Origin of the sequence: Streptomyces prunicolor NBRC 13075 (assembly GCF_000367365.1) — a bacterium.
Lineage (GTDB): Bacteria > Actinomycetota > Actinomycetes > Streptomycetales > Streptomycetaceae > Streptomyces > Streptomyces prunicolor.
In genome coordinates, this window is record NZ_BARF01000010.1 from 1 (window position 1) to 16,889 (window position 16,889).

17 protein-coding genes are annotated in these 16,889 nt (G+C 70.4%); 6 read left to right on the forward strand and 11 right to left on the reverse strand.

The annotated features are described in order from the left end of the window. Positions 1-34: 34 nt before the first annotated feature. Positions 35-799: a prolyl oligopeptidase family serine peptidase gene (locus tag SPR02S_RS04645; protein ID WP_019055764.1), complete on the reverse strand. Its 765-nt coding sequence runs from the start codon at positions 797-799 to the stop codon at positions 35-37. 113 nt (positions 800-912) lie between these two features. On the opposite strand from SPR02S_RS04645, the gene SPR02S_RS04650 reads away from it, so the two are divergent. Together SPR02S_RS04650 and SPR02S_RS04655 are read left to right on the forward strand one after the other, a co-directional pair. Further along, positions 913-2,070 (forward strand): adenosine deaminase, encoded by a 1,158-nt coding sequence (locus tag SPR02S_RS04650; protein WP_019055765.1) that lies wholly within the window; start codon positions 913-915, stop codon positions 2,068-2,070. 141 nt (positions 2,071-2,211) lie between these two features. Continuing rightward, positions 2,212-2,571: a hypothetical protein gene (locus SPR02S_RS04655; protein ID WP_019055766.1), complete on the forward strand. Its 360-nt coding sequence runs from the start codon at positions 2,212-2,214 to the stop codon at positions 2,569-2,571. Positions 2,572-2,666: 95 nt separating this feature from the next. Here the strand turns inward: SPR02S_RS04655 and SPR02S_RS04660 are convergent, their stop codons facing one another. The 5 genes from SPR02S_RS04660 to afsQ1 form a co-directional block, all read right to left on the reverse strand. Further along, positions 2,667-2,870 carry a PspC domain-containing protein gene (locus SPR02S_RS04660; RefSeq protein ID WP_019055767.1) on the reverse strand — a complete coding sequence of 68 codons (204 nt, stop codon included), beginning with the start codon at positions 2,868-2,870 and terminating at the stop codon, positions 2,667-2,669. A 249-nt stretch (positions 2,871-3,119) separates the two neighbouring features. After that, a complete protein-coding gene (locus SPR02S_RS04665; protein ID WP_019055768.1) occupies positions 3,120-3,671 on the reverse strand; it encodes a VanZ family protein in 552 nt (183 codons plus the stop codon). A 117-nt stretch (positions 3,672-3,788) separates the two neighbouring features. Then, positions 3,789-4,403: a hypothetical protein gene (locus SPR02S_RS04670; RefSeq protein ID WP_019055769.1), complete on the reverse strand. Its 615-nt coding sequence runs from the start codon at positions 4,401-4,403 to the stop codon at positions 3,789-3,791. Beyond that, positions 4,400-5,986: an ATP-binding protein gene (locus SPR02S_RS04675; RefSeq protein ID WP_019055770.1), complete on the reverse strand. Its 1,587-nt coding sequence runs from the start codon at positions 5,984-5,986 to the stop codon at positions 4,400-4,402. Before SPR02S_RS04675 ends, SPR02S_RS04670 begins: the two co-directional genes overlap by 4 nt. Next, positions 5,983-6,660: a two-component system response regulator AfsQ1 gene (gene afsQ1, locus SPR02S_RS04680; protein WP_019055771.1), complete on the reverse strand. Its 678-nt coding sequence runs from the start codon at positions 6,658-6,660 to the stop codon at positions 5,983-5,985. Before afsQ1 ends, SPR02S_RS04675 begins: the two co-directional genes overlap by 4 nt. Positions 6,661-6,927: 267 nt before the next feature. On the opposite strand from afsQ1, the gene SPR02S_RS04685 reads away from it, so the two are divergent. Then, a complete protein-coding gene (locus SPR02S_RS04685; RefSeq protein WP_019055772.1) occupies positions 6,928-7,665 on the forward strand; it encodes a SigE family RNA polymerase sigma factor in 738 nt (245 codons plus the stop codon). 244 nt (positions 7,666-7,909) lie between these two features. Here the strand turns inward: SPR02S_RS04685 and SPR02S_RS04690 are convergent, their stop codons facing one another. Then, positions 7,910-8,557: a uridine kinase family protein gene (locus SPR02S_RS04690; RefSeq protein WP_019055773.1), complete on the reverse strand. Its 648-nt coding sequence runs from the start codon at positions 8,555-8,557 to the stop codon at positions 7,910-7,912. 127 nt (positions 8,558-8,684) lie between these two features. Here SPR02S_RS04690 and SPR02S_RS04695 point away from each other — a divergent pair, with 127 nt between their 5' ends. After that, positions 8,685-9,089, forward strand: a complete 405-nt coding sequence (locus SPR02S_RS04695) for a hypothetical protein (protein WP_019055774.1) — start codon at positions 8,685-8,687, stop codon at positions 9,087-9,089. Positions 9,090-9,196: 107 nt separating this feature from the next. Here the strand turns inward: SPR02S_RS04695 and SPR02S_RS04700 are convergent, their stop codons facing one another. The 3 genes from SPR02S_RS04700 to deoC are packed head-to-tail and all read right to left on the reverse strand — an operon-like array spanning position 9,197 to position 12,496. Continuing rightward, positions 9,197-10,084 carry an aldehyde dehydrogenase family protein gene (locus tag SPR02S_RS04700; RefSeq protein ID WP_019055775.1) on the reverse strand — a complete coding sequence of 296 codons (888 nt, stop codon included), beginning with the start codon at positions 10,082-10,084 and terminating at the stop codon, positions 9,197-9,199. Next, positions 10,077-11,531 carry an aldehyde dehydrogenase family protein gene (locus SPR02S_RS04705; protein ID WP_019055776.1) on the reverse strand — a complete coding sequence of 485 codons (1,455 nt, stop codon included), beginning with the start codon at positions 11,529-11,531 and terminating at the stop codon, positions 10,077-10,079. Before SPR02S_RS04705 ends, SPR02S_RS04700 begins: the two co-directional genes overlap by 8 nt. Positions 11,532-11,536: 5 nt before the next feature. Continuing rightward, on the reverse strand, positions 11,537-12,496 hold the full coding sequence (deoC, locus tag SPR02S_RS04710) for a deoxyribose-phosphate aldolase (RefSeq protein ID WP_026150217.1): 960 nt from the start codon (positions 12,494-12,496) through the stop codon (positions 11,537-11,539). A 191-nt stretch (positions 12,497-12,687) separates the two neighbouring features. On the opposite strand from deoC, the gene SPR02S_RS04715 reads away from it, so the two are divergent. After that, entirely contained in the window at positions 12,688-13,353 is a 666-nt protein-coding gene (locus SPR02S_RS04715; protein ID WP_019055778.1) for a PH domain-containing protein, read from the forward strand. Positions 13,354-13,438: 85 nt separating this feature from the next. Beyond that, complete coding sequence (locus tag SPR02S_RS04720) at positions 13,439-15,115, forward strand: hypothetical protein (protein WP_019055779.1); 1,677 nt, start codon at positions 13,439-13,441, stop codon at positions 15,113-15,115. A 100-nt stretch (positions 15,116-15,215) separates the two neighbouring features. Here the strand turns inward: SPR02S_RS04720 and SPR02S_RS04725 are convergent, their stop codons facing one another. Then, a complete protein-coding gene (locus tag SPR02S_RS04725) occupies positions 15,216-16,862 on the reverse strand; it encodes a phospho-sugar mutase (protein WP_019055780.1) in 1,647 nt (548 codons plus the stop codon). Positions 16,863-16,889 lie beyond the last annotated feature (27 nt).

Sequence of the window (16,889 nt, forward strand, 5' to 3'; positions counted from 1 at the left end):
AGCCCCCACCGGGCCCGCACTCCGAACCGAAACCTCAACCCCTACGAAGCGACCGCCCAAACCCCGCAGCCAACGGCATCCTCAAACCCAACGGCGGCGGAGCCATCAACGCATCCTCAACAGGCCGCGAAAACGCCCGCCCGAACAACGCCCCCATCACGAAGTCCTCGGCCAGCGCGTGCACTTCCTGCCGATGCTGATGCAACCCATGGCCATCCGAGTGCACTTCGAACCGGCAGATGTCCCGGTTCGCCTTCTTCGCTCGGGCCGCCAACCTGAACGACAGCTCGGGATCGGTCCGTTCGTCGTTCGTGCCGTGCACGATCAGGACCCGCCGCCCCGCGAGCTGCTTCACCGGTTCGGGTGGCGCCGCGACATCCTGTTCGGGCAGCCAAGGAGCCAGCGCCACAACGGAGTTCACCGCCTCGTGCCCCGCGGAGCGCAACGCCGCGCGGGCGCCCATGTCGATCCCGGTGAGACACACGGGCACGTCCCCGTACCGCCGTACGACCTCCTCCACCGCCCAGGCCGCGTCGTGCGCGAGCTGTGCCTCGCTGCCGTTCCAGCCGCGTACGCGGTAGTGGACGACATGCGCGGCGAGCCCGTCACCCGCGCCCGCGCGGGCCAGTCGGCGCCCCAACGTCCGTACGGAGGCCGTCGCCAACATGGGGGAGGGTCTGCGGCTGGACACCTCCTCGCCACCGGGGAGCAGCAGCACCACGCCGCTCACCGAGGTCGGTTCGGGACCGAGCGCTCTCCCCAGCCGGGCCGTCCTGACCGGCGTCGCTTGCTGTGCCATGACAGAACAGTGTCAGAAGCGAGCGTGTACGCCATCCTTCCGCGCGGTCACCGTTACGTATCGACGGATTCGTACAACAGGTGATCTACGCGCGTAGGAGTTAGAGTGCGGAAATGACGAGCCAGAGCACCCCGAACACCCCGACGCCGGACCAGATCCGCCGGGCGCCGAAGGTTCTGCTGCACGACCACCTCGACGGCGGTCTCCGCCCGGGGACGATCGTCGAACTCGCGCGGGACGCCGGGTACACCGGACTCCCCGAGACCGACCCGGACAAGCTCGGCGTGTGGTTCGCCGAGGCCGCCGACTCCGGTTCGCTGGAACGGTACTTGGAGACCTTCTCGCACACGGTCGCCGTGATGCAGACCCGGGACGCGTTGATCCGCGTGGCCCGCGAGTGCGCCGAGGATCTCGCCGAGGACGGTGTCGTCTACGCGGAGGTGCGGTACGCGCCCGAGCAGCACCTCGACGGCGGGCTCAGCCTCGAAGAGGTCGTCGAGGCCGTCAACGAGGGTTTCCGGCAAGGGGAGTTGCTCGCGCGGGAGAGCGGACGGCGGATCCGCGTCGGGGCGTTGCTCACCGCCATGCGGCATGCGGCCCGTTCCCTGGAGATCGCCGAACTCGCCAACCGCTACCGCGACTTGGGCGTCGTCGGCTTCGACATCGCGGGCGCGGAGGCCGGGTTCCCGCCCACCCGGCACCTGGACGCCTTCGAGTATCTGAAGCGCGAGAACAATCATTTTACGATCCACGCCGGTGAAGCTTTTGGGCTGCCGTCGATCTGGCAGGCCCTTCAGTGGTGCGGCGCCGACCGGCTCGGGCACGGGGTGCGCATCATCGACGACATCCAGGTGAAGGAGGACGGTTCGGTCGAGCTGGGTCGCCTCGCGTCGTACGTGCGCGACAAGCGCATCCCGCTGGAGCTGTGCCCCAGCTCCAACCTCCAGACCGGCGCCGCCGACTCCTACGCCGAGCACCCCATCGGGCTGCTGCGTCGGCTGCACTTCCGCGCCACGGTCAATACCGATAATCGCCTCATGTCGCACACCAGCATGAGCAAGGAATTCGAGCACCTTGTCGAGGCGTTCGGTTATTCGCTCGACGACATGCAGTGGTTCTCCGTCAATGCTATGAAGTCAGCATTCATTCCTTTCGATGAACGACTCGCCATGATCAATGACGTGATCAAGCCCGGATATGCCGAGCTGAAATCCGAATGGCTGTTCCGGCAGACCGCCTCCACCAGCGGTTCTGTGGCAGAAGAGGGCTGAACAGGGCTGAGGGGGAGGACCGGAATGCGGGCGGGCGTTCACCATCCGTCCGCATTTCGGTGTTTGCGGCGGGTGCCTCCGCGTGTTTACGGTCTTGGACCGCTCACATTCCCCGTCTTCCCATTCAAGGACGCATTCACCATGAAGCAGTCTGCTGCCAAGACCCTCGGTGTCGCCGCCCTCGGTGCTGCCTTCGCCGCCGTAGGCGCGGGTGCCGCGAGCGCGGCTCCGGCGGTGCCGGACGCCACCCAGGCGCTGGGTGCCGTGACCCACACGCTGCCCGCCGAGAACGTCGCCAAGGCGCTGCCGGGTGCCGGCCAGGCGCTGAGCCAGGCGCAGCCCGCCCTCGCCGGTGGTCTGTCCGCTGTGCAGCCGGCCGCCGAGAAGGTCCTCTCCGACGGCCCGACCGCGCCCGTCGCCGGGCTGCTGGGCGGCCTCCCGCTGTCGAACACGGGCCTGCCCACGCACGGCCTGCCGCTGAACGGCGTCCCGCTGGGCTGAGCCCCGCCCCCTGAACGCGCCGATGGGGCGCACCCCCGGACGAGAGGGTGCGCCCCATCGGCGTACGCGCGGATCGGGGCACGGGGGCCGGAGCCTCACCAGGCCTCGGTGCGCACCTTGTCCTCGGACGGGAACAGGATCCACAGCGCGATGTAGAGCAGGAACTGCGGACCGGGCAGCAGACACGAGAGCAGGAAGATCACCCGCATCGTGGTCGCGGAGGTACCGAAGCGCCGCGCCAGCGCTGCGCACACTCCGCCGATCATGCGGCCTTGGGTGGGGCGGGCAATGGCGGCCATGGTGGCGCTCCTTTTGTTGGGTCGTTCGCCTACGGGGGCGCCTCGGCCGGTGTCGAGAGCACGATCGTGCTCGACGCTTCGCGCCTCCGCGCGTTCGCACTCTCGACACCGGCGCGCCCCCTACGGCTCTCTCCCGGCCGACGCGTGGGGACACTGGCCCTTGGTGGGCCCTGGGCGTTCGTTGCGGTGGGCGGGTTGGTTGCCCATCTGCCGTCAACGTTACGGACGCGCAGCGCACCCCGCGTCGCTCTACGGTGCGATGCCGACCCTGGGAATCGTCGGGGTCCGCCCCTGAGACGCTTCCTCCTGGAGGACGGTCGCGGGGAGGGGACTCTCCACCCGGCGACGGAGCCAGGCGCGGGCGGCCGGGACGATCGCGGCGTGCGCGAGGGCCACACCGACCGTGTTCATGAGCAGCGAGTCGATGTCGACGACCTGGCCCGGCACCCCGGTCTGCAGCAGTTCGATGCCCAGGGAGATCAGGGCGCCCGCAGCGACCGTACGGACGAAGGACGCGAGCGGGGAGACATGGAGTCTGCCGCTGACCGTCGGGAGCAGGACACCCAGCGGGGCCAGCAGCGCGAGGCCCTCACCGATCCGCTTCGACGCCTCCGGCCAGCCCATGGCCAGATCCGCCCGGATGCTGGCCAGTGGGTGCAGATTCGGGGGCATCATCCAGGGGACGTCCCGGGGGCGCAGTGTGACCCAGGCGACGAGCACGAGATGTGCGACGAGGAGGACACCTCCTGTCACACGGATGCGAATCGCGGCGCTGCCGCCGATGGAGCCTTCACGCTGCACGCACCACAAGACGCCCTCTCCGGCACGATCGGTTCCGGGTAGGTGCCAAGCACCAGGGTGAGGCCTGCGCCACACGCCCCTTTTCGCGCCCCGTTCACCTCCGGGGCGCATGCGGCTTCAGCCGCCGGTCACCTCGCTGGACGGCGGTGCCTTGGTGCCGGGGTCGGTGCGGACGTCGTCCGTGCACTCGTAGCGGCGCAGGGGCGCGGCGTCCGGGCCGCCGAGGATCACGGAGCCGTCGCCCTCGGCCGCGGCCGAGTCGGAGAACGTACAGACGAGCTGGGCGAGCGCGTACGACGTGAGGTCGGCCGGTGAATTGCTCAGCCGCAGCGCGTCCTTGGGATCCTTGACGCCCGGCCCGCTCACCGTCATGCCGCCGCGCACGTCGGTCGTGTAACCGGCGTCCCGCTCGCCCGAGGACGGCGCCTGGGCGAGCTGGTCCAGCAGCCCCTGCGCCACGATCACCCGCCGCTGCGCGTCCGCCGTGCCGTCCGGCACCTGTACGGCCCGGTCGACGGTCACCAGCGACGACCCGCACAGCAGGAACACCTGCACGGGCACCCCGCGCGCGGCCTGCGGCGACACGTCCGGCTCGGTGAGTGTGCACGGCACCCGGGACGGCGCGGCCCCGAAGTCGGTCGGCACCTCGGTGGCCCGGATCCCGCACCCGGCGAGCAGCAGGCCGAGGAACGGAAGGGCCAGTGCGGTGCCGTAGCGGCGTCGTACGTTCATGACGCAGTCTCCTCGGGGCCGGCGCCCTCGCTCTTCTCGCCGTTCTCGGCGCCGGGCTCCTCCGTGAGCGCGGAGGCGTCCCGCGGCAGCCGCAGGGTGAACACGGCGCCGCCCTCGGGGGAGTTGGCGGCGGTGATCCCGCCGCCGTGGAATCGGGCGTTCTCCAGGGCGATGGAGAGACCCAGGCCGCTGCCCTCGGAGCGCGGCCGGGAGGCGCTCGCCTTGTAGAAGCGGTCGAAGACGTGCGGCAGGACGTCCTCGGGGATGCCCGGGCCGTGATCCCGTACGGCGATGACGAGTTCGTCGTCCTCCAGCCGCACCGACACCCGGACCGGCGAGCCGCCGTGCTTGAGGGCGTTGCCGATGAGGTTGGCGAGGATGACGTCGAGGCGGCGCGGGTCGAGCCGGGAGTGGATGCCCCGCTCGGCGTCCAGGTCGACCGCGTCCAGCCAGGCGCGGGCGTCGATGCACGCGGTGATCTGGTCGGCGAGGTCGACGTCGTCGAGGACGAGCCGGGCGGTGCCCGCGTCGAAGCGGGTGACCTCCATCAGGTTCTCGACGAGGTCGCCGAGCCGCTTGGTCTCGCTGACGACGAGCCGTACGGCGGGCTCGATCATCGGGTCCACGCTGCCGGTCTCGGCGTCGAGTTCCTCCTCCAGCACCTCGACCACCGCCGTGATCGCGGTCAATGGGGTGCGCAGCTCGTGCGACATGTCGGCGACGAACCGGCGCGAGGCGTCGTCGCGGGCGGCCATGTCGGCGACCCGCTTCTCCAGCGCCTCGGCGGTCTGGTTGAACGTCCGTGCCAGCTCGGCGAGTTCATCCGTACCGGAGACCCGCAGCCGGGTGTCGAGCTTGCCCTCGCCGAGCCGGCGCGCGGCGATGCCGAGCCGGTGCACGGGCTTGAGGACGGTCGTCGCGGCGGCCTGCGCGAGCAGCGCGGAACCGATCAGCGCCAGCCCGGTGGCGATACCCAGCGACCAGGCGAGGGAGTTGAGGTCCTTCGCCTCCGGCTCAAGGGACTTGAGCATGTAGCCGGTCGGCCCGCCGCCGATCATCCGCGTCCCGGCCACCAGATACGGCGTGCCGTGCTCGGTGACCCGCTGCCAGTACAGGTGGTACGGCTCCTTGTTGCCGTCGGTCACCGACTGCTGCTTGTTCACCGCCGTACGCAGCGACTTGGGCACGTCCTCCAGCGAAAAGCCGTTCAGGCCGCCCGAGTTGCCGTAGACCGCCTTGTCGTTCGTGTCCTCGCCGACGAGCAGGACGCTGAAGCGCTGGCTGCTGTTGGCCATCTGGCCCGCGGTGCGCATCAGTTCGTCCTGCGTGGGGTGCGCGGGCAGGGCGCCCGCGCGGTTCTGCATCTCCTGCCGGAAGTCGCGCAGTACGGCGTCCTGGGCGCGGGTGAGGACGGCCTCGCGGTTGAGCCAGTAGGCGATGCCGGACGCGGACACGGCGGCGGTCAGCGCGACCAGGCCGAAGACCACGACCAGCCTGAGGCGCAGGCTGGTGAACCGCAGCCGCCACAGAACTCCCTTACGACCCGGGCGCCAGCCGCGGATCCCCCCTGGTGCGTCGGTCACTGAGGCGAGTCCAGGCGGTAGCCGACGCCGCGCACGGTACGGATGAGGGTCGGGGACGAGGGGATGTCCTCGACCTTGGCGCGCAGCCGCTGGACACAGGCGTCCACCAGGCGCGAGTCGCCGAGGTAGTCGTGCTCCCACACCAGGCGCAGCAACTGCTGCCGGGACAGGGCCTGTCCGGGCCGCCGGCTCAGTTCGAGCAGCAACCGCAGCTCGGTGGGCGTGAGTTGGAGGTCCTCGCCGTTCTTCGTGACGGTCATCGCGGCCCGGTCGATGACGAGCGAACCGAACGACGCCGCGTCGTTGGCCTCCCGCTCGCCGCGCCGCAGCACGGCCCGGATGCGGGCGTCCAGGACGCGCCCCTGCACGGGTTTGACCACGTAGTCGTCGGCACCGGACTCCAATCCGACGACGATGTCGATGTCGTCGGAGCGCGCTGTGAGCAGAATGATCGGCAGCTGGTCCGTGCGCCGGATACGACGGCACACCTCGAAACCGTCGATGCCGGGCAGCATCACATCCAGCACGATCAGGTCCGGCCGCTGCTCACGCAACAGCTTCAGACCGTCCTCGCCGCTGGCAGCGGTGGCTACCCGGTGTCCCTGGCGCGTCAGCGAGAGCTCCAGGGCCGTCCGGATGGCGTCGTCGTCCTCGATCAGCAACAGGGAAGGCACGGGCCTCATTCTGGCCCATGTGGGGGTGGGGTTTCGACACCTGTACGTGTACGTAGCCCTTGTAGGTATGTGTGCGCCCCCGTAGCGCCCTTTTCTGTGACCGGACTGTCCGTTTTCTGAGGGCAGCTGCAGAGACCGACCCCTGTGACAGGTCTGTGACAGTCGGCGGACAAGCCCATGAAGTGACCCCGGCAGGATTTTCGGCACAGGCAAGGAACCACGCCGGAACATCCGAACACCGGGCAAGTCCACTACGGGGGGCGCGAGATGAACACGCTGCACAGCACCAGCAACAACGCAGTCATCACGCGTCTGCACGACGTCACCCGGGGTTCCGAGAAGTCCGGTGCCGTGAGCGGGCGGGGGTGCGTTCGCGGTGCCGGGCGTCAGCACACCGGGTTCATGACGGTGGTTGACGCGCACACGGGGGAAGCGCACGGGGGAAGCGCGTACAGGGAGGACACGGGGGAGCGTCGCTCGCTGTCGGAGGCGGAGTTCACCGCCTACGTCCAGGAGCGCCGCGCCTCCCTGTACGCAACCGCCTACCACCTGACCGGCGACCGCTTCGAGGCCGAGGACCTGCTGCAGAGCGCGCTGTTCTCGACGTACAAGGCGTGGGACCGGATCAGCGACAAGGCCGCGGTCGGGGGCTACCTCCGCCGCACCATGACGAACCTGCACATCAGCGCGTGGCGCCGCCGCAAGCTGAACGAGTACCCGACCGAGGAGCTGCCGGAGACGCCCGGCGACACGGACGCGATGCGCGGCACAGAACTGCGCGCGGTCCTGTGGCAGGCGCTGTCCCGGCTGCCGGAACTCCAGCGCACCATGCTGGTCCTCCGCTACTACGAGGGCCGCACGGACCCGGAGATCGCGGAGATCCTCGACATCAGTGTCGGCACGGTGAAGTCCAGCATCTGGCGGTCGCTCCGCCGCATGCGCGAGGACGAGGTCCTCAGCTTCGGCCGTGACGAGGAGGACGCCTTCGGGGAGCTTGTCGCCTGAAGGTCGGGGGGGAATAGGTAACGGGGGAGGTCCGGGGGGACCACGGGGGATCGGTACCGGGGGGTGCCGACGGGGTCACGGGGACCATGGGGGGAAAGCACGGGGGAAGTACCACGGGGGAACGGGGAGAGCGGGACTGGAGGGCCGGGGGGTCCGTCCAGTCCCGCTTTTTGCGCCTGAACCGGCGCCGCTCTCGCCGACCTGGTTGCTCGCCGTCGTGGTGCCTCAATTGATGGTTGCGGTCCTATGACGGAGAAGACGCCGGACTGATTCGTGCCGGGCGCCGGCCCACCGCCGCCGCGGCCAGCCGCCCCAGCGCCTCGTCCTTGTCGCAGGCGTACGCGCCGAGTCCGGTCTGCCGGGCCACGATCGAGCGCTCGAGACGCATCAGCCGCCAGCCGCGCCGCAACAGGAACGGCACGGACTTACGGCCCTCCCGGAGATCCCGCAGGAAGCGGCGCCGGAAGGTGCGCATCGGACCCCGGCTCAGGCACAGCGCGTCCGCGAGGACACCCAGCTCCTGGCACCGGGTGATGACCTCGGCGGCGAAGATGCCCTCCGCTATGAACAACGGGGTCCGGCCCACATCGACCGCCTCCGTGCCCGTGCGGGCGCTGAGCGAGATGTCGTAGACCGGCACGTCCGTACGGCCCGTGCGGCACAGCTCGACGATCGCGGCGACCGCGACGTCCGCGTCCCAGGAGTCGGGGTGGTCCCAGTCGATGTCCGAACTCCCCGCCACCTGCGGCAGCGTCGGGTCGTCGCCCTCTTTGTAGAAGTCGTCGAGCCGCAGCACGGGGAGGCCGGACCGGGCGGAGACGAGGGACTTGCCGGAACCCGAGGGGCCGCACAGCAGCACGACACGGGCCGGTGACGGGGAAAGGATGCTCACGGGACACCAGTTTGACGCATTCCGTACGTCCTGCCGACCCCGCGGGTCGGCAGTGGAACGCGCATCACACGTCAACTACCCTTCGTGCTGACCTGATTACCCTGCGCACCAGAAGGTGGCACCAGCAATGGCACGACACACGTCCCCCCAGCATCCGACCGCCCAGCGGGCCCTCGTCGCCCTCGCGACCGCGGGAGTCGCCCTCGGTGCGGGGGCGGCGTCGGCCGCCGCGGACACCGCGCCGGTCGTAGACGTGATGCGGACGCGGCCCACGTCTCTGGGCAAGATCGACCCCGCGGCGGGGCTGGGCGCGCTTACCGGGACGGTCGGGTATGTCACCGGGCCTGTTGCCGGGCTCAAGCCCAACCCCCTTGCCGGTACGGGTGTTGACCCGCTCGACAACGGAGTTGCCACTCAGCTCGCGGACTTTCAGCCGTTGGCCTCGCAGGCGTTGACGGGGCCGGTGGCTGAGGCTCAGTCGATCGGGAGCATGCCGGTGGTTGGGCAGGTGACGGGGTTGTTGGGGGGTTGAGGGATTGCGGGGGAGGGGTGGGGAGCTGCGGTTTCGTTGCCGGGTGACGGCCCGTTGTGGCTGGTCGCGCAGTTCCCCGCGCCCCTGAAGAGCGTGCCTTCGGCCGCTCAGTACGAGGAGCCGCTCGCTCCTAGCGAACCCGTGGGGTGCCAGACCGTCTTTGTTTCCAGGAAGGCTGTCAGGCGGTCGATGCCGGGAGTCTCCGCGTAATCCACAGGCTGTGGACGGAGGACTCGCTTGAGGTTGTCGGCTGCTGCGATCTCCAGTTCCTTCGCGAGTGCGTCGTCCGCGCCTGCCAAGTCGATCGCGTTGACGTCCTGGTGGGCGGCGAGGGGGGCCGCGATCTCCGCCGTCCTGCCGGAGAGGACGTTGACGACTCCGCCGGGGAGGTCGGAGGTGGCCAGGACCTCGCCCAACGACAGTGCGGGGAGCGGGGAGTTCTCGCTCGCGATGACGATGACCGTGTTGCCGGTCGCGATCACCGGGGCGATGACCGAGATCAGGCCCAGGAAGGAGGACTCCTGGGGCGCCAGGACGGTGACTACTCCCGTCGGTTCGGGGGAGGAGAGGTTGAAGTACGGGCCCGCCACCGGGTTCGCGCCGCCAACCACCTGTGCGATCTTGTCGGTCCAGCCCGCGTACCAGACCCAGCGGTCGATCGCCGCGTCGACGACTGCGGCCGCCTTGGACTTCGACAGGCCTTCCGCGTCCGCGACTTCACGCGCGAACTGGTCCTTGCGGCCCTCCAGCATCTCGGCGATGCGGTAGAGGATCTGGCCGCGGTTGTAGGCCGTGGCGCCGGACCAGCCGCCGAACGCCTTGCGCGCCGCTACGACCGCGTCGCGGGCGTCCTTGCGGGAGGACTGGGGTGCGTTCGCCAGCCACTTGCCCTTGGGGTCCGTCACTTCGTACACCCGGCCGCTCTCGGAACGCGGGAACTTCCCGCCGACGTACAGCTTGTAGGTCTTGAAGACGGACAGTCGTGCGTCAGACATCGAGGTACGCCTCCAGGCCGTGGCGACCGCCCTCGCGGCCGTAGCCCGACTCCTTGTAGCCGCCGAACGGCGAGGTCGGGTCGAACTTGTTGAACGTGTTGGACCAGATGACGCCCGCGCGCAGCTTGCTCGCGACCGCGAGGATGCGGGAGCCCTTCTCGGTCCAGATGCCGGCGGAGAGGCCGTACTGGCTGTTGTTGGCCTTCGCGACCGCCTCCTCGGGCGTACGGAAGGTCAGCACGGACAGCACCGGGCCGAAGATCTCGTCGCGGGCGATGGTGTGCGCCTGGGTGACGTTCGTGAAGAGCGTCGGGGCGAACCAGTAGCCGGAGGACGGGAGTTCACAGGACGGCGACCAGCGTTCGGCGCCCTCCGCCTCGCCCTGTTCGACGAGTGTGGTGATACGGGAGAGCTGCTCGGCCGAGTTGATCGCGCCGATGTCCGTGTTCTTGTCGAGCGGGTCGCCGAGGCGGAGGGTGGAGAGGCGCCGCTTCAGGGAGTCCAACAGCTCGTCCTGGATGGACTCTTGGACGAGCAGGCGGCTGCCCGCGCAGCAGACCTGGCCCTGGTTGAAGAAGATGCCGGTGACGATCCCCTCCACGGCCTGGTCGATGGGGGCGTCGTCGAAGACGATGTTCGCGCCCTTGCCGCCGAGTTCGAGGGTGACCTTCTTGGTCGTGCCGGCCACCTGGCGTGCGATCGCCTTGCCGACCGCCGTGGAACCGGTGAAGGCGACCTTGTTGACGTCCGGGTGCGCGACCAGCGCGGCGCCCGAATCGCCGTATCCCGGAAGGATGTTGACGACACCCTTGGGGAGGCCCGCCTGGCGGCAGATGTCCGCGAAGAAGAGGGCGGAGAGGGGGGTCGTCTCGGCGGGCTTCAGCACGACCGTGTTGCCGGTGGCCAGTGCCGGGGCGATCTTCCACGCCAGCATCAGGAGCGGGAAGTTCCAGGGGATGACCTGGCCCGCGACACCGAGCGGCTGGGGGTTCGCGCCGAAGCCGGCGTGGTCCAACTTGTCGGCCCAGCCCGCGTAGTAGAAGAAGTGCGCGGCGACCAAGGGGAGGTCGGCGTCCCTCGTCTCCTTGATGGGCTTGCCGTTGTCCAGGGTTTCCAGGACGGCCAGTTCGCGGCTGCGCTCCTGGATGATCCGGGCGATGCGGAACAGGTACTTCGCGCGCTCGGAGCCGGGCAGCGCCGACCACTTCTCGAAGGCCCTGCGGGCGGCCTTCACCGCGCGGTCGACGTCCGCCTCGCCCGCCTGGGCGATCTCGGAGAGGACCTCTTCGGTGGAGGGAGAGACGGTCTTGAAGACCTTGCCGTCCGCCGCTTCCGTGAACTCGCCGTCGATGAACAGGCCGTAGGAGGGCGCGATGTCGACGACCGAGCGGGACTCGGGCGCCGGTGCGTACTCAAAAACGGAAGCGGATGCAGATGTGGATGCCATGTGGATCAGTCCACCGTCACGTAGTCGGGGCCGGAGTAGCGGCCGGTGGCCAGCTTCTGACGCTGCATCAGCAGGTCGTTCAGGAGCGAGGACGCGCCGAAGCGGAACCAGTGGTTGTCCAGCCAGTCCTCGCCCGCCGTCTCGTTGACGATGACCAGGAACTTGATCGCGTCCTTGGAGGTGCGGATACCGCCCGCGGGCTTCACGCCCACCTGGATGCCGGTCTGGGCGCGGAAGTCGCGCACCGCCTCCAGCATCAACAGGGTGTTCGCGGGGGTCGCGTTGACGGCGACCTTGCCCGTCGACGTCTTGATGAAGTCCGCGCCGGCCAGCATGCCGAGCCAGCTCGCGCGGCGGATGTTGTCGTACGTCGAGAGTTCGCCGGTCTCGAAGATGACCTTGAGGCGGGCCGCCCCGGACGCCTCCTTCACGGCGACGATCTCGTCGTACACCTTCATGTAGTTGCCCGCGAGGAACGCCCCGCGGTCGATGACCATGTCGATCTCGTCGGCGCCCGCGGCGACCGCGTCGCGCACGTCGGCCAGCTTCACGGCGAGCGCGGCACGGCCGGCCGGGAACGCGGTGGCGACGGAGGCGACCTTCACGGAGGAACCGGCGACGGCCTCCTTCGCGGTGGCCACCATGTCCGGATAGACACAGACGGCCGCGGTCGAGGGGCTCGTGCGATCGGTCGGGTCGGGGCGGACGGCCTTGGCGCCGAGCGCCCGGACCTTCCCCGCGGTGTCCGCGCCTTCCAGCGTCGTCAGGTCGACCATCGAGATGGCGAGGTCGATGGCGTACGCCTTCGCGGTGGTCTTGATGGAACGGGTCCCCAGCGAGGCGGCACGCGCCTCCAGGCCGACCGCGTCGACGCCGGGCAGCCCGTGAAGGAAACGGCGCAGCGTACTGTCCGACGCCGTCACCTCGCCGAGTGAGTGTGCAGCAGCAGGTGCAGTGGTGGGCATGGTCACCAGACGAGCATATCTACGCGCGTAGCGGCTGTACAGCCCGGGTGAGATATCGCGCCTGAAGGGGCGCGGGGCTGTATCTATGTGCGGCTCCGCCGCGTGGGCGCGAGCAACCACGATGCACCTGAGGCCGCAAACGCACACAACCCCAACGGCGACTAGGCGGACCCCTGAGGCACAATCGCACCATGACGACCCCGCACACCGACGCCGACCCCCAAGACCGGACCCACCGCTCACCCGCGGGCATCGTCGGCGGCGTCCTGCTGCTGGCCATCGTCGGCTGGCTCGGCATCGACGCCCTCGTGACCGGCCACGGCCGCACGCCGTGGCTCGCACTGGCGGGCATGATCCTCGTCGTACCGCTGATCGTCGCGTTCACGCTCCGCCCGGCGGTGTACGCCAACCCGGACCGGCTGCGGATCCGCAACCCGTTCCGGATCGTCGTACTGCCGTGGGGCGAGATCGCCGCACTGCGATCCGGCTACTCGAACGAGGTCCTCACGACGGCGGGCGCCAAGTTCCAGCTGTGGGCGATCCCGGTCTCGCTGCGTGCCCGCAAGAAGGCGGCGCGGCGCGAGGCACGGGCCACGGCGGAGACGGGGAACGCGGGGGGCGGCAGGTCCGGCGCCTTCGGCAGGTCCGCGGGCTTCGGCCTCGGCGGCGGGGCCGTGCAGGGCGGGTCCACGCGCGCGGAGTCCGACCAGGTCATGGCCGATCTGCGCGAGCTGCTGGAGGACCAGGGGCAGACGGAGTCGGCGCAGGGCGAGATCACCGTGCGCTGGGCGTACGAGGTGATCGCGCCGGTGGTCGCCGGGGCCGTACTGCTGGCGATCCTGCTGGCGACGGGCTGACCGAGCGGGCTGACCGGATGGGCAGACCGGACGGGCACCGCCCACGCTCCCCGCGCACCCTTCTCTCCTCTTTCTCTGGGATGTCATGACCACGAACGTCCAGGAGCCGTCGCTGCTGCCCCCCTCCGCGATACCCGAGGGGTGCGTGCCCTGGAACGGGGAGCACGCGCGCGTGTGGGCCGACGCGGCGGTGCCGTGGTGGGTGCCGGTCCGGCCCCGGCGATGGTCCTTCGAACTGGCCCTCTGGTGCGCCGTGCTGGTCGCCTTCGCCCTGCTGACGACCACGGACCTGCCCCCGGAACTGGCCGCGTTGCTGCCGCTCCAGGCCATGTGGTCGCTGTGGCGTCCCGAGGTCGTACGGTTCTCCGCGCCCGTCCTGATCGCACTGGTCGCGATACGGGCCACCGAACTGTCCTGGCCGGCCCTGGTGTGCGCCACCCTGCTGGTCCTGGCCTCCGTGACGGCCACCGAACTACGGGCACGCGCGCGTGCCCGCCAGCGGCGGAGCGCCCTGGCGGCGGTCGGCGGGGTCACGGCCGTACCGCCGGACGCGGACGGGCGGGTGCGGCGGGGCGGGCTCCTCCTCAAGTTCGGGGCCGGTGTGGGCGTACCCGGTGTCGTACTCATCGCCACCGCCGATCTGTGGCGATGGACGAGCGACCGCCAAGTGGCCCTCGCCGAGGGCCTGTTCATCGTCGGCCTGGCACTCACCCTGCTCCTCTCCGGAACCCTCGGCCGACGCCGCGCGCTCACGCTGCGCGCGACACCCGCGCCCGTCCTGCGCGTCCTCGTCGGCAAGGACGACCACGAGGACGCCGTGGTCTACGCGACGGACGACACGGAGGCGCTACGGCCGCTGTTCACGGTCGCGACAAGGGCGGTACGCGACGACGAGAACGGGGAGGAAGACAAGGACGACAAGGGCGACAAGGGCGACGAGGAGGAGCTGGAGGAACTCCTCGACGCGCCTGCGAAGACCGGCGCTCGCGCCCCCCTGCGCGAGGCCGTCCTGTACGGCATCCCCTGCGACGGCGCCGAGATCCTGCTGCTCAGCGCGGCGAAGGAGCCAGGTGAGCCGCCGGTGACGGAGTGGTCGACCGGGCCCGTACGGCCGTTGGCGGCGGGTGCCGCGCGGCGGCGGATCGCCCGGGAGGAGCGGGCGGCGGTCCGGGCGGCCCGGGACAAGGCGCGCGACGGGGAACTGGCCGCGACCGTGCGGGCGGGGACCGTCGTGGTGCCGGTACGGCGCTGGCGGGCGGGGCCGGTGGACTGGCTGGCGAGCTTCCTGACCGTGCAGTGGTGTTTGGGGTACTTCCTGCTGGGGATCGACGACAGCCTCTGGTTCCGAGGTCTGCTTCTCCTCTTCGGCCTGATGTGCGCCGTCCGCGTCCCCGTGAAACTGCGCTGGCGCATCACCGCCGACCGCACCGGCATCTGGCTGAACCGGCTGCGCGCCCCGCGCCACATCCCCTGGGACGAGCTCCGCGCGGCCCGCCGGGAATCCTTCGAACTCCAGCTGCGGGTGCGCGACGGCGACAACTGGGCGGTGGCCGCGCCCCGTTGGGCCTGGTGGCAACGCCGGCGCGGACTGATCCACCCCTACGACGCGCTCGCCGCCGAACTCTCCGCGATGATCTCCGACCCCGCGCTGCGTCCCACGGGCGAGAGCGAAGTGGGCGAGCGGGGACGCCAGTTGTGGCCCGTCGCCGTGCTTCTCGGGCTGGCCTGGACCGCGTTGCTCGTCACGCGCTGGCTGTCCTGACCGCAGGACGGGACGAGCACGGGGTACACGGGACGAGGACGGGTGCCCCGGACGAGCGCCGGGTGCCCCGGACGGACGCGGGCACCCCCCAGGGCGTCGCTCAGATACCGGCCGCCGCCGACAGGTCGCGCTTGATCGTCGCGAGGGTCTCGGCGGCCTGCGCGCGGGCCGCCGGGAGGTCGGCGTGCGCGGCGACGGGGACCACGACCTCCAGGTAGCACTTCAGTTTGGGCTCGGTGCCGCTGGGCCGGACGATGACCCGGGCACCGTCGAGCGTGTAGCGCAGGCCGTCCGTGGGCGGGAGCTTCGCAGTCCCCTCGGTCAGGTCCTCGGCGTTGGTGACGGCCAGCCCGGCGAGCGCGGTCGGCGGCTGCTCGCGCAACCGTCGCATGGCGTCCGCGATGACACTCAAGTCCTCGACACGGAAGGAGAGTTGGTCGGTGGCGTGCAGACCGTGCTCCACGGCGAGATCGTCGAGGAGGTCGAGCAGATCGCGCCCCTCGGCCTTCAACTCCGAAGCCAGTTCGGTGATGAGGAGGGCGGCCGTGATGCCGTCCTTGTCGCGCACGCCGTCCGGGTCCACGCAGTAGCCGAGGGCTTCCTCGTAGCCGTAGCGAAGGCCTTCCACGCGGGCGATCCACTTGAAGCCGGTGAGGGTCTCCTCGTAGGGGAGGCCCGCCTTCTCGGCGATACGGCCGAGGAGGGACGAGGAGACGATCGACTCGGCGAAGGTGCCCCGGGCGCCGCGTCGTACGAGGTGTGCGGCGAGGAGCGAACCGACCTCGTCGCCGCGCAGCATGCGCCAACTGCCGCCCTGGGTGCGGCCCTTGACGGCCGCCGCGCAGCGGTCTGCGTCCGGGTCGTTGGCGATGATCAGGTCGGGGTCCGTGGCGCGGGCCTGCGCGAAGGCGAGGTCCATCGCGCCGGGCTCCTCCGGGTTGGGGAAGGCGACGGTCGGGAAGTCCGGGTCGGGCTCGGCCTGTTCGGCGACGAGCACGGGCGCGGGGAAGCCGGCCCGGGCGAACGCGGCCAGCAGCACGTCCTTGCCGACGCCGTGCATCGCCGTGTAGACGGTGCGGGCGGTACGGGGGGAGTTCGGGGCGAGGACGGCGTCGGTGCGGGCGAGGTAGGCGTCGAGGACGCCCTCGTCGAGGGTTTCCCACCCTTCCGTCGGCCGGGGCACGTCATGCAGGGAGTTGACCGCGTCGATCTCGGCGGCGATCTCCGCGTCGGCCGGGGGCACGATCTGGGAGCCGTCGCCGAGGTAGACCTTGTAACCGTTGTCCCGGGGCGGGTTGTGGCTGGCGGTGACTTCGACACCGGCGATCGCGCCCAAGTGCCGTATGGCGAAGGCGAGTACGGGGGTGGGGAGGGGGCGGGGCAGTACGGCGGCCTTGAGTCCCGCGCCGACCATCACGGCGGCGGTGTCGCGGGCGAAGTCGGCGGACTTGTGGCGGGCGTCGTAGCCGATGACGACGGTTCCGGTTCCGTCGGTGTGGCCGTTCTTCTTGAGGTACGCGGCGAGTCCGGCGGCGGCGCGGATGACGACCGCGCGGTTCATCCGCATGGGCCCGGCGCCGAGTTCGCCGCGGAGGCCGGCGGTGCCGAACTGGAGGGTGCCGCGGAAGCGCTCCGCTAGTTCCGTGACGTCCCCGGCGTCGATGAGCTTGGCGAGCTCGTCGCGCGTCTCCGCGTCGGGGTCCTCGGCGAGCCATGCGTTGGCCTGCGCGATGAGATTGGCGTGCACGGTCGGTCCCTCTCGTTGTCTCTTGGT